General features: G+C 37.6%; 13 protein-coding genes. All 13 read right to left on the reverse strand.

Annotation, left to right across the window (positions count from 1 at the left end; translation table 11 throughout):
- On the reverse strand, positions 1 to 210 hold a 210-nt coding region (locus BUB87_RS09990), incomplete at its 3' end, for a hypothetical protein (protein WP_456059098.1).
- A 105-nt stretch (positions 211 to 315) separates the two neighbouring features.
- Entirely contained in the window at positions 316 to 882 is a 567-nt protein-coding gene (locus tag BUB87_RS09995) for an ABC transporter ATP-binding protein (protein WP_073344863.1), read from the reverse strand.
- Between the two features lie 48 nt (positions 883 to 930).
- The gene (locus BUB87_RS10000) at positions 931 to 2,058 is read right to left on the reverse strand and encodes a tetratricopeptide repeat protein (protein WP_073344865.1); all 1,128 of its coding nucleotides are present in this window, start codon (positions 2,056 to 2,058) and stop codon (positions 931 to 933) included.
- 6 nt (positions 2,059 to 2,064) lie between these two features.
- Positions 2,065 to 2,577, reverse strand: a complete 513-nt coding sequence (locus BUB87_RS10005; protein ID WP_073344868.1) for a flavodoxin family protein — start codon at positions 2,575 to 2,577, stop codon at positions 2,065 to 2,067.
- Positions 2,578 to 3,046: 469 nt separating this feature from the next.
- The gene (locus BUB87_RS10010; protein WP_073344870.1) at positions 3,047 to 3,262 is read right to left on the reverse strand and encodes a hypothetical protein; all 216 of its coding nucleotides are present in this window, start codon (positions 3,260 to 3,262) and stop codon (positions 3,047 to 3,049) included.
- Positions 3,263 to 3,337: 75 nt separating this feature from the next.
- Positions 3,338 to 5,587 (reverse strand): spermine/spermidine synthase domain-containing protein, encoded by a 2,250-nt coding sequence (locus tag BUB87_RS10015; RefSeq protein ID WP_073344872.1) that lies wholly within the window; start codon positions 5,585 to 5,587, stop codon positions 3,338 to 3,340.
- A 33-nt stretch (positions 5,588 to 5,620) separates the two neighbouring features.
- Positions 5,621 to 6,352 carry a cytochrome c biogenesis CcdA family protein gene (locus BUB87_RS10020; RefSeq protein ID WP_073344873.1) on the reverse strand — a complete coding sequence of 244 codons (732 nt, stop codon included), beginning with the start codon at positions 6,350 to 6,352 and terminating at the stop codon, positions 5,621 to 5,623.
- A 13-nt stretch (positions 6,353 to 6,365) separates the two neighbouring features.
- Complete coding sequence (locus tag BUB87_RS10025; RefSeq protein ID WP_073344875.1) at positions 6,366 to 6,929, reverse strand: hypothetical protein; 564 nt, start codon at positions 6,927 to 6,929, stop codon at positions 6,366 to 6,368.
- Positions 6,926 to 7,771 (reverse strand): prolipoprotein diacylglyceryl transferase, encoded by an 846-nt coding sequence (lgt, locus tag BUB87_RS10030; RefSeq protein ID WP_073344876.1) that lies wholly within the window; start codon positions 7,769 to 7,771, stop codon positions 6,926 to 6,928. The genes BUB87_RS10025 and lgt overlap by 4 nt, the downstream gene beginning before the upstream one ends.
- Before the next feature lie 254 nt (positions 7,772 to 8,025).
- On the reverse strand, positions 8,026 to 10,431 hold the full coding sequence (locus BUB87_RS10035; RefSeq protein ID WP_073344879.1) for a heavy metal translocating P-type ATPase: 2,406 nt from the start codon (positions 10,429 to 10,431) through the stop codon (positions 8,026 to 8,028).
- 154 nt (positions 10,432 to 10,585) lie between these two features.
- On the reverse strand, positions 10,586 to 10,768 hold the full coding sequence (locus BUB87_RS10040) for a YHS domain-containing protein (protein WP_073344882.1): 183 nt from the start codon (positions 10,766 to 10,768) through the stop codon (positions 10,586 to 10,588).
- 72 nt (positions 10,769 to 10,840) lie between these two features.
- Entirely contained in the window at positions 10,841 to 12,256 is a 1,416-nt protein-coding gene (locus tag BUB87_RS10045; protein ID WP_073344884.1) for a sensor histidine kinase, read from the reverse strand.
- A complete protein-coding gene (locus BUB87_RS10050) occupies positions 12,249 to 12,947 on the reverse strand; it encodes a response regulator transcription factor (RefSeq protein WP_073344887.1) in 699 nt (232 codons plus the stop codon). The genes BUB87_RS10045 and BUB87_RS10050 overlap by 8 nt, the downstream gene beginning before the upstream one ends.
- Positions 12,948 to 12,973 lie beyond the last annotated feature (26 nt).

The raw sequence follows: 12,973 nt of genomic DNA on the forward strand, positions 1-12,973 counted from the left end.
ATTTTTTAGCCTTGATTTTTGGTCATACCAGTCAGGGTATTTTTGTCCGCTACCTTTGTCCCAGTTTCTTATTTCATAATTTGCTACATTCCATAATTTTGATGAGGCATACGTCAAGGAATTTAGTATTATGCTCTGTTTTTTATCAGGATTTAATTCAAATTGTATAACCCTTTGTTTAAAATCAGGGTTGATTTTCTTTAGTTTCACTTTTTCACCCCCTCGTCTTTCGCTTTTTAAGCTTATTTTTTTACACATATAGTATACACCAATGCAATTTACAATTAAATAGCCGGCTTTCATCTCTCTAATAAATTAGAGAGGATTCCCGCCGGTTTTTCCTAAAAAGAGGACTTTAGGGTTGTGTATTAAAGAGGCCGCTATATCGGCTCTCATCCTCTGCCCCAGCGACAGTTGCCTTACAGGTTTTCTTATGAATTCTTCCAGACCCAGAATTTCTATAAAGTCAGACATATTTTTCTTATACACATTATCAGGTACATCGTATATCCGCTTTAATAAAGTAAATGACTCAACGACAGGCAAATCCCACCACAGCTGTGTTCTCTGTCCGAAGACAACACCGATATTCTTAGCATTACGCACGCGATCCCTGTGGGGTGAAAGCCCGCATACACTTACATCGCCACCTGACGGATATAGTATACCTGTGAGCATTTTTATCGTCGTGGATTTTCCTGCGCCGTTTGGCCCTATGTACCCTACCAGCTCCCCTTCTTCTATGTCAAAACTGACGTTATCGACGGCTGAAACCGCTTTCCTTTCCCTATGGAAAAGGCCAGCTAACGCACCTCTAAGCCCCTCTTTTCGGACCGACGTGTAAAACACTTTTGATAAGTTTCTCGCCTCTATTATTGGCACTTATCTTCTCCCCCTCTTTTTTATCAAGCAAAAATTTTTATTAAATCTTTACCGTTTACATCCCAATTTTTTACTACAGTAATTTATATGTTCAGATAAACCACGATATAAAGATGATACATCCTCTTGAAAGCTATATAAGTGAGCCTCCTGTGTAGTTTTAAGCTCGAGAAGAACCGGATTTAGCTGAGCTGCCCTTAAATAACACTCCAGTGCCTGTTCCCAATTCTCTAATTGTTCATAAGCAATTCCTAAATTTACCCATGCATGGGCAAAATCAGATTCCACTTTTATTACTTCATTGAGGCAATTTATAGCATTATCTTTATTGCCCAATGTAAGGTGCAACATTCCCAAAAGATTATAAATGGTCGGATTCCAGAATTCCTGTTCGCGAATTGACAGGCTTTGTTCTAAAACACCTATTGCCTTGGTATAGTCTTGCAAACCCATGTAAAAACGCGCTAAAAATAAACGAGGTATTTTATTTTGCGGTTCAATGTGAATTGCTTTATGAACAATATCAATGGCTTCATGCAACTTTCCCAATGCAGCAGTAGAAAGGGCCAGATACCACCAGCTGGCTGCATCGTCGGGAGTAGCCTTTAATTGCTTCTCAAGAAGATCGTAGTAACGATATGCTTTTTGTTTTAAGGTGTCAGGATCTTCAAGGTACCCGTAATGGTGTATATAGATTCCTTTTATTTCTGGCACACATCCTATACGTTGAAGAGCATAATTAACCGTCTCATGAATATCTTTTTCATACCTTACAGCGGGATTCCGAATGAAAAATTTAGTCACAGGGAATGAAGACCAGCGTCCATTGGGATAATAATTTTGCACCAACAAGGCATAACCCTTGCAGTTCCCTTTTTGCGCTAATTTCCTCAATTTCTGACCATAATTACAAGAAAGAGCTTCATCTGAATCGATAGACAATATCCAATCCCCTGTCGCGTTGTCGATAGCAAAATTTTTAGCATCCTTGTAGCTGAACACTTCGTAGGGATAATTATATACTTTTGCACCCAATTTAGATGCCATGCGTACTGTAGCATCAATTGACCCCGTATCAACCACTACAATTTCATTGACAAATTGTTTAATGCTTTCAATACATCGAATCAGAGAAGCTCCTCCATTCTTTGTGATAATACAAGCACTTATTCTCATTTATGTTCACCTTATTTTCTCTCCATTTATCATCTTTACATATCTCGCCATTTTTTGTCCCAAAATCCTGCAAGATTCTAGCTCATGTTCCCCTGGGGTTTGTACTGATACCGCTCCATAATGGGCTGTAACACCTGGTGCAGCATATTCGGGTAATCCAAAAACCATAAAGCCATAATTCATTAAAGCATTTAATATGGATAATAGTGTCATTTCGTTTCCACCACCCAAACCACCTGAGGTAGAAAAAGCCGCGGCAATACGTCCATCTACTTTACCCCATGCTATTTTGGTATTCTCATCAAAAAATCTCTTTAACTTCCATGACATCAATCCACAATGAGTAGGTGAACCAATAATAATACCTTCTGAGTTTAATAAATCCTGCCCACTGGCATCATCAACATGCTTTATAACCGCCTTCACTCCACCTTCTCTTTGAATACCTTCCGCTACAGCTTTTGCCATTTTTTCAGTATTCCCTGATCTAGTATCATAAATGATAGTAACAGTATACATAATATCCCTCCTACACTTCCCATTTTTATATTACAAGAATATTATACACAATTTTAAGACCATTTTCATCCTCCAATGGTAATGTATTTAGCATCATGAATGTCCTGTGGGGAGTGGATGTTAACCGACTTCAAGTTAAATTTTTACATAAAATCAACAAATTTTTAACATTAGTTGTGTATAATGATGCCGAGAGGTGATAAATTTAGCACAATCAACTTACAAGGAAGACCTTAAAATATATGACACCTGAAGAATATTTTTTACAGGAGATTAGTAAAACTATTAGTTATGCATAATGACTACAACGGATGAGATTATATCGCGATAAAATGTAAGATTATGGTTTCTGTTTCCCCTATAGGGGGAAACAGACATATCATACGTGGTTACAATTTATGATTTTATCAATTCTGTAAAAAGTGTTGTATTTAATATTGTAATTTACAAAAATTATATTGCTATTTAATTAGAACTTATTCTCCTCTTTCACTTCACCATTTTCTAAGGTATAATTTTCGTGAGTTTTATGGGTAAGCCTTTTTTCATTATCGTGATTACTGCTATGATTGCTATGATTATTATGGCCTCCACAGCAACCACCCATACCTGCTTTATACATTAAGAAATGAATCAAAAACATAACACCTGCAAATACTATTATATACAATATTTCGCTGTTCATATTAAACTCTCCTTTCTAATTACCTCTACCCTCTATGGGTATTATAGACGATGTCTTTGAAATAGTCAATTAACTTTATTTACCGAGGATAAATTTATTGCTTAAACTTATCAGGGCGTATACAACCCCTCCAGCGAGTATAGCGATGTTAAATCCAAATTCCATTGACAATATAACAGATAATACGGAGCCGGCTATGGACATTACTCCGTTAACACCCCACATTACAGCTATTATATCGTCATTGCCACTGGCGCTTAATATCCTTATACCTCTGGGGAACGGCATCCCCATAAAAAAGCCCTGAATCATAACCAAAGCTGTTGAAATAAGTATTTTATTAAGTAAGTTAAAGTGAGATGTAATGTTAAATATTGTACTAAGTGAACTTACCAGCGCTATACTTATCCCCACCACTATTAAAGCAGGCATATATATTTTTTTAAGGGGATTAAATAGCCCTATATTGCTAAAATATCCTCCTATCCCACTGCCTATTAGCAGCGCAGCAAGTATGTAAGTAAAAGCAATTACAGGATGTCCTAAATAAAGTATAAATTTCTGTATCAGTGGAGTTTCAATAAGCATATAACCGATTCCCAAGCCACTGAAGTATAAAGCAGGTTTTAAAATTTTATTGCGTGATACAATTGGTGCAAATAATACAACACTGCCCAATAATACAGTAAATAGTATCACCATTAATACCAGTAAAGTTTCTTTATTAAAGTTATAAAAATACGGTTTATTATCAGTTGCAGGTGTTGCGTTGAAAGGGAAACCCGATTCAAATCCTGTCAGGGATAAGTGCCCATTGCTTATATGATAAAGCGGACCTTTTTCGGCAACGTGTGGTATATACAGTGGAGAATTCTGGCCTTTTGCAGCAGTATATTTCAGCTGATTGCTTTCCGTCACGGTAAAAGGTTTATTTTTTACAATAAGCATCGGATAGTGAATATGCTCGTCGCCGGCTTCGTTTTGCGCCATTTTTTGCCTAAATATAGCTATATACTTTGGAGTGTCTTTAATTGGTATACCTTTATTGTTTAACGCGTGGATAATAGTTGCTGCTAATTTACTTAAGTCCTCCTCGTCATGAGCTAAAAATGCGATTTTCCCGTTTTCAGCAAGATGATCCATGTAATCCTGCACTGCCTCTATGGTATACAAATAATTTTCTGAAAGAGCATATCCTATATTTTGCGATGCATTGGTCATAACCAATGATAGGTATATAACGTCATACTTTTCTTTTGATTTTCTTATAAAGTTTCTACCGTCTTGTCCGTAAATACGCACCTCCGGCCTGCCGTAAATATTTCCGTTAAATCCCTTAAAGTATTTTACCGCATCTATACTTGACGTGTTAATTTCTACGCCGGTTATATCCTTGCTATTCCCGGTCAGTGCATAAAGTATGTCTCTTCCTCCGCCAGGTCCGATTATCAACGTCTTATCATTGCGCCCAAAAGAAAAGGGCAGGTATTCAATATCCTTCTTGTATTTATTTAAGCTGCTTATTTTACCGTCAAATTTATACATAGGCGCATTGGCAGCACCGTCAATCGTCAATATCATCTCATTGGGATCTCCTTCTATTTTTATAACATCTGTTCTGGAAAATACATTCCATTTAGTAAATACAATTTTACCTTTTTTACCAGATTCATAAAGGCTGCCAAGGGTTTTTGTTTTATTTGTGATAAACCCATTGAAATTTTGTTCAATCGAATAAACATATCGGGCCGGGATAAAAAGACCAATTAAAAATATCGTCAGAAGAATACAGCTGGACACCGATTTCACTTTAAAATGTTTTGCGCAAAGCAAAGCCGCCAGCGATGAAATAATACATATCAAAATTACAGACCTGAATATTCCAAGGTTATTTAATGACAGCAATACAACTACGCTGCCTAATCCCGACCCTATCAGGTCTGCAAAATACAACTTATTGCTTATTCCGGCCAGTTCTCTAAATACAGATGAAAAATAATATCCACCTATTACAAAAGGCAGGGCCGCTAAAATCAAGTAAACCAATAAATCATTTTGAAAGGGCAAGATATATATAATACCCAATGAAGCTATATAGGAAATAGACAGCATTATAATACTTTTATACAGTGATTGGACCTCAAAGGCATTGACTTTTTGGCGTTGGTTATATGCTACTATGCCGCCTATACCTAAGCCGAATATGGCAAAAGATGTGATTAAAAATGTATAATGATACCAGAACAACGTGGAGTATATTCTGTTCAATATCACCTGATAAATAAATAGAGAAATTGATACCAGGCTTACGCTGAGTAGAATCACGCTTTTTTTATCCTCCTTTTCTTCTTCCTTGGCTTACATTCCTAATGGCAGTTTAAACGGCAATAATCTGCTTAAAAATGCCGTTAAATCCTGAATCTTGCCGAAGATCGTCAGGAACCCCAGGAAAATCAGAAAAGTTCCCAAAATTGCTGATATAATATTTTGATATTTCTTTGCTTTCTTTATGACATTAATCGCCTCTGGCATATAGTAACCTACCAGCAAATATGGCACCGCAAGGCCTATAGAAAACAGGAACATGGTCTTCATACCGATTAGCGTACTTCCCGTCGTGGCGGTATATATTAACATGGAATATAATACCGGCCCTATGCAGTGGGAACACACTATAGCAAAAAATAGGCCTATCAAAAAAGTAGTAAGATACCTGGAAGATGTTTTAATGTCATGTGCACTGTATTTGCTTAAAAATGAAAAGTTTAAATTGATTAAACCGATTAAATTTAAACCCATTGCTATAATCAGTATCCCGCCGATTACGTTCATTACCGAAATATAACTGCTCAACCACTTACCTATAGTACCTGATAACCCACCGACTAAAGTAAAAACGATTGTAAAGGCAAGTACGAACACAAAGGTATTAATGAGAATAAACTTTCTCATCGTCCTGTGAAATTCTACGTCCTTTAGATCTTTTATGGACATGCCGGTTATCAGCGAGAAATATACGCTTATCATGGGTATTATACATGGGGATAAAAACGAAGCAACGCCTGCTATAAAAGGTAATGCATAAGACACCTATAGTTCCTCCTTATTTTAAGAACCTTTCGTCCCATTTATATACTCTGGATTTAACCCCGCCTATGTCCCGCAACTCTAACTGAATATATTTGGTATTGGGTGTGATCAAATTTTTGCCGTTTATCTTTTTTGGTATTTTTATAAAGGCGACAACGTGATGCCCAGAGCCCTCTATTGACCATTTTACATTGTCAACCTTGAGACCCTCGCTATTAGTAAACAATACCTTTCCGCTTAAGTCGAGTTGAGATAGATCCACCTGATGGTTGTCTAAAAATACCTGAAAAACCAGATTGTCTTTATCATCTTGTATGGGATTCATATAGCTTACGCCAATGCTTATATCGCCTTCATCGTTGGTTATCAGAAGATCCTGAGGACTTATCTTTGTAGTAGATGTGTTTGCTGCTTTTAATGTATCTTTTTTCTCCGATGTTTTATTATTTTGAGTCACTTGCTTGGGATTATCTACTACGTTTTTTGGTTTGGAAAATTTTGATTCAAAATAAAATACAGAAGATATTAATGCTATCACAATGATAACAAATGTTATTCTTTTTACTAATTTGCTCATAAAACAAAACCCCTCCTTATGCCATAATATATCATCAAGGATATGATGTATAATAATGTCACGATAAGCCCGTCCTCAATAGCTTCTCCTCTGGATACTACTCCATTCCCCTTCACTTCCTCCCTACTGCGTTTTTTGAGGACATACATAGCACACAAGCCAGCAACAATTATTGCCGCGCTTAAAACATGGGCAATGGAGAAAGGTCCAAATACTATGGGATTTGTCCTGAAAAACTCAACAATGCCCCTGTTTGCGCTAAAAAATATCAGATACCACAAAATTAACTGTCCATTATAATCGATATTTTTGCGCTTTCTCCACAATACAAAAAACAGGATGTAATCCAGCGTAAATTCATAAACCTGTGCTGGATGAACCCATTGACCATTATATGGGACACCCCAAAACCATTTTTTTGACATAGGAACGCCAAACACGTCACACCCAATCCTGCCTATAGCCTGGCCCAATGCTAGCGAAGGCGCAACTATATCGGCAAAAACCCAAAAATTCTTCTTGTGCTTTTTGGTGTACCATATAGCAAACAATGTCGCAAATATTATAGCGCCCTGTATAGACATGCCGCCGTTATTTATTTTGATTATATCCAGTGGATGACTTATAAAATATTTTGGATTAAAGAATATTACATAGCCCAGCCTTCCACCTACAATCCCGAATAATACCAAATACAAAAGGAAATCTAAATATTCGTTAGCATCTACCCCTTTACGGATAGCCTCTTTATACGCTAGTAACAATCCTGCAACGATTGCAATAGCTATCATCAGGCCAAATAAGTACACAGATATGTGTCCTATCTTAAATAACTCAACCAAGAAAACTCTCCTTCCTTAAATCTTGTTTTCGTATTTGAATAGTCGGAATTAAGTCAAAAAATTACGATTGTGACCATTACGCCAGAGCCATCCCTCCAATTAATCCTATTAACACAACAGATAACACAAGTGCTATTAATAACTTACTTTTCATTTTTTATTACCTCCTTCGTTTTTTTCACATATACATCATACAATTTAATTGTGGAGAAAATATGAAGAAAAATGGTCCGTTATAAGGACCATTTTAAAACTCATCTGGCCATCTTAGGTTTGAATCTTTTAAGCCTCAAAGCATTGGTAACCACAGAAACCGAGCTAAACGCCATAGCCGCACCGGCAATGGCTGGATTCAGAAATCCAAGAGCAGATATTGGTATACCTATTATATTATAAATAAATGCCCAGAAGAGGTTTTGCTTTATATTCCTCATGGTAGCGCGGCTTAATCTGATAGCAGTAGGTATTCCCATCAGATCACCGCTCATAAGTGTTATATCAGCGGCTTCAATGGCCACATCTGTACCTGTTCCTATAGCAATACCTACATCTGATGCAGCCAATGCCGGAGCGTCATTTATCCCATCTCCTACCATAGCGGTTATCTTGCCCTGTTTTTTGAGCTTCTCTACTTCTTCCGCCTTATTCTCAGGCAATACCTCTGCTAAAACATGCTCTATGCCTACCTGCTTTGCTATGGCACTAGCTGTTCGCCTATTGTCGCCTGTTATCATCCAGACCTCTATCCCCATTTTCTTTAGCTGATCTATCGCCTGCTTTGAATTCTCTTTCACCGTATCTGCTACCGCCACAATTCCAGCCAGTTTGCCGTCAACCGCCATTATCATCGCGGTCTTGCCCTCTTCTTCTAGCTTATCTAATTTCTCTTCTATGGAATCTATAGCAATTCCTTCTTTTTGCATAAGCCTTCTATTCCCAATGTAAACGTCCTTGCCGTCAATTCTGGCATATACTCCATGCCCAGGTATCGCCTTAAAGTCCTGGGGGTCATCCAGGCTTATATTGTCGCTTTTTGCCTTATTTACTATTGCTTCCCCTAGGGGATGTTCTGAGTTCTTTTCAGCTATAGCTGCAAACCTCAATATATCGCTCTCATTATAATCATTTACTTTAATTACGTCAGTAACCTCCGGCTTGCCTTTTGTGATTGTACCTGTCTTATCCAGGACGATGGCGTTTATCCTATGAGCTCTCTCCAGGTGTTCTCCACCTTTTATGAGTATGCCGTTTTCCGCGCCTTTACCTGTACCCACCATTATTGATGTGGGTGTAGCAAGCCCCAGTGCGCATGGGCATGCAATGACAAGAACGGCTATAGCGCTTATTATACCCATGGATAGATTGCCAAACCCAAGATACCATACCAAAAATGTTATTGCCGCTATTCCTATCACCACAGGCACAAATATACCCGAGATCTGGTCTGCCAGACGCTGAATCGGCGCCTTAGAACCTTGAGCGTCTTCTACCAACTTTATTATCTGTGCCAGCGCTGTATCTTTTCCTACTTTTGTAGCCTCAAACTTGAAGGATCCTGTCTTGTTTATCGTCGCACCGATAACCTCATCACCAACTCTTTTTTCAACAGGTATGGATTCACCTGTGAGCATCGACTCGTCAACAGCTGAATAACCTTCTATGATTTTGCCATCTACCGGTATTTTTTCACCTGGCCTTACAACCACTATATCTCCTACCTGAACTTCTTCAACAGGTATGTCAACCTCTTTCCCGTCTTTTATTACCCTGGCAGTCTTGGCTTGAAGTCCCATGAGTTTTTTAATAGCCTCAGAGGTTCTGCCTTTTGCTACTGCCTCCAGGTATTTGCCCAGAAGGATCAGTGTTATTATGACAGCAGCTGCTTCAAAATAGAGCTGTCCACGAACACCGGCAAATACATTATATACGCTGTAAAAATAAGCTATTGTCGTACCCATGGCGATTAACACGTCCATATTTGCAGATCCACCTAATAGAGCGTGATAAGCGCCTCTATAAAATCTATAACCTATGATAAACTGGATTGGGGTAGCTATAACCAATTCTAAATATGGATTGCCCAGGAAAGTCATTATGCCAAATCCGGATTCTAAAATCATATTTAAAACCAGCGGTATTGATAGTATCGCCGATATTATAAAGAGAACTCTAAGATGTCTTATTTCTCTGTCTTTCTCTTGTTTATCTATATCAACACCTTCGGTCTTTTCAATGGCATCATAACCCACTTTCCTTACGACTTTTATAAGGTCATTTACACTTACTTGCTCTGCATTGTAATCTATAACCGCTGTTTCTGTGGCAAAGTTTACATTGGCATTTCTCACACCTGGTGTTTTACTTAATGCTTTTTGAATTCTCATGGCACAAGAAGCACATGTCATGCCTTTTAACTTTAAAGTTGTTCTGTCTTCTATAACATCATATCCAACATCTCTGATCTTTTTTACAAAGTCATCTACACCTACATCTTGCGGATTATACGTTATGGTGGCTTTTTCCGCAGCGAAATTTACATTAGCATCACTTACACCGGGCATCTTTTTTAGCGCCTTTTCTATCCTTGAGGCGCAGGATGCGCACGTCATACCTTTAAGCTTTAAACTTACTTTTGCTGCCTCCTTATCCACAACTTCCATATTGAAACCTCCTTATCTTTTATTTTGTAATCGGATTCCGTTTCTATGCGCCAGTAACATTAATCTTTTATTTATAGTAATTATATCGGTTTACTCGACTTTAAAATAAAAGTTGTAGAAAAGGGAAACTTAAAAGTAGCTTCCCTTTTCTAAATTAGCAACAGTGGCTGCCATGGCTCATATGGCCAGTATCTTCCTTTACATACTTTGCAGGATCTTTGTCAAACTCTGTCTTACAGTGGTTGGAACAGAAATAATATGTTTTTCCATTGTATTCTGATTTTGCCGGTGCTTTACCTTCATCTACTGTCATTCCGCAAACTGGATCTTTAACCATGTATATCACCTCTATTAATATACTATACCCTCGTTGGGTACACTTTTATATTACCACCTATTATTATTTTTGTCAATAATAAATTTTGGGGAGTTTTACCACAAACTTCGTCCCTTTTCCTTCTTCACTTTCCACCGCAATATCGCCCTTATGGGCTTTGACCAAAGTCTTAGCTATTGTCAGGCCTATCCCTGCACCTCCTGTTTTTCTGCTTCTAGACTTATCGCTTCTGTAAAACCTTTCAAATATATAAGGTAAGTCCTCTTTTGGAATACCTATACCGCTGTCCTGTATGCTTACATAGACATGCCCCATATCTTCCTCCAATTCTACTCTTATAAACCCTCCGGAATCGGTGTATTTGACGGCATTGGAAATGATATTGATTATTACTTGGCTGACCTTGTCTCTGTCGCCTTCAATAAATACATTATCCTTTATTTGGCGCTTTAGTTTTATCCCCTTGCTCATAATCTGATACTCAAAGCTATCTACAATTTCGTTTAAAAGCTCCGTCATGCTAAACTTTTCTATATTTAGTTTAATATCGTCATTTTCTATATCTGTTAAATGCCTCAGCTGCTCTACAAGCTTAATCAACCTCATTACTTCGTTTTTGCACACATCCAACCTTTCGGGGGTTGGCTCCCATACACCATCACTGATAGCCTCAATGTGGCTCTGCAATATTGTAAGAGGAGTCCTGAGCTCATGGGATATATCAGACGTCAGCCTCTTTCTAAGGGCTTCCTGCTCACTTAGAGATCTTGCCAGGTGATTTATGGAATTTGATAGCACCTGCAGTTCCTGTACCTTATTGTTTATATTTATTTTTGTGTTTAATTCACCTTTTCTGATACTATTTGCCGCATCTGCTATTTTTAAAATAGGCTCCGATATCACCTTAGACGACTGTATTCCCAGTATTATAGCTACCAGTATTGAAATAATAGCAGCATAGGCTATCGAAGAATTAATCCCTCTGGTAAACTCTATTGCTCTTTCAGTTACCAAGAAAGGACCTATATAGCCAATTTGAGCAGTACCGATTATTTTTCCATTAGATGTAAGTGTATATGATCTCGTAACATACTTGCCGTTTTCATGGTCCATCATATTATTGGGGTTCATGCCTCCCATGCTTCTACCCATTTCCTTCATCATATTCTTATGCATTTCAGCCATTTCTTGAACCATATAGTGTCTGAATACGATTTTGCCATTTACATCCTTTATAGTCACGTCAAATTCCATCATCAGCGGAGACAATCTTATGTTATTATAGGCCTCTTGTGTCCACCGATTATTTATTGAATAAGAGTTTTCAATTAGCTGAATTAATTCTTTAATCCTGCTTTCCTGTTCATCCATCATATAAATATTGAATTTGTTAAATAAAGTGATGTTGGTGATTAAACTCACCAGCACTATTGAAAAAATGGTACTGCCTGTTATCAACAATATTAACCTCGTTCTGAGTTTATACATCTTTAGCCTCCATAAATTTATAGCCTATACCATATACCGTAACGATGTATTTGTTTTTATCATCCTCAATTTTGCGCCTCAAATTTTTGATATGAGTGTCTATGGTCCTTTCAAACCCATCATAATCATAACCCTGCATTTTTACCACCAGTTCATCCCTGGTAAACACTTTTCCTATGTTCCTAGCTAATATAGACAACAGCTTGAATTCCATCGGCGTCAATTTCAGGTTGTGACCCTGTTTTTTGACTTCCATTTTATCAAAATCTATAGTTAAGTCGCCATTGTTAAACTCTATTATATCAGCTTTTATAGAGTTATGGTCAACCCTTCTCAATATGGCCCTCACATGGGCCATAACCTCTTTAGGGCTAAATGGTTTTACCATATAATCATCCGCACCGATATCAAGGCCGTTTATCCTGTTCTCCTCTTCCGCTTTTGCTGTGAGCATGAGTATAGGTACCTGGGACTTCAACCTTATCTTTTTACAAACTTCTTCACCGGAAACATCAGGCAGCATCAGATCCAAAATTATAAAATCTATAGTATTTTTATAAAATATATCCAGTGCCTCTTTACCGCTATATGCGGTATAAACATTATATCCTTCTTTCTCCAGATAAGCTTTCAGTACATTGATGATCTGTTCTTCATCATCAACTACCAGGATGTTTCTTTTATCTTCCATCTTATCATCACCACAATTTAATGCTA

Source organism: Caldanaerobius fijiensis DSM 17918 (assembly GCF_900129075.1).
GTDB classification, from domain to species: Bacteria; Bacillota; Thermoanaerobacteria; order Thermoanaerobacterales; family Caldanaerobiaceae; genus Caldanaerobius; species Caldanaerobius fijiensis.

Excerpts from the sequence above, each read along its gene's own strand:
- BUB87_RS10035 (WP_073344879.1), bottom strand. The coding sequence starts at position 10,431 with ATGGAAGTTGTGGATAAGGAGGCAGCAAAAGTAAGTTTAAAGCTTAAA.
- BUB87_RS10000 (WP_073344865.1), bottom strand. The coding sequence starts at position 2,058 with ATGAGAATAAGTGCTTGTATTATCACAAAGAATGGAGGAGCTTCTCTG.
- BUB87_RS10025 (WP_073344875.1), bottom strand. The coding sequence starts at position 6,929 with ATGAGCAAATTAGTAAAAAGAATAACATTTGTTATCATTGTGATAGCA.
- BUB87_RS10045 (WP_073344884.1), bottom strand. The coding sequence starts at position 12,256 with ATGTATAAACTCAGAACGAGGTTAATATTGTTGATAACAGGCAGTACC.
- BUB87_RS10010 (WP_073344870.1), bottom strand. The coding sequence starts at position 3,262 with ATGAACAGCGAAATATTGTATATAATAGTATTTGCAGGTGTTATGTTT.
- BUB87_RS10005 (WP_073344868.1), bottom strand. The coding sequence starts at position 2,577 with ATGTATACTGTTACTATCATTTATGATACTAGATCAGGGAATACTGAA.
- BUB87_RS10050 (WP_073344887.1), bottom strand. The coding sequence starts at position 12,947 with ATGGAAGATAAAAGAAACATCCTGGTAGTTGATGATGAAGAACAGATC.
- BUB87_RS10040 (WP_073344882.1), bottom strand. The coding sequence starts at position 10,768 with ATGGTTAAAGATCCAGTTTGCGGAATGACAGTAGATGAAGGTAAAGCA.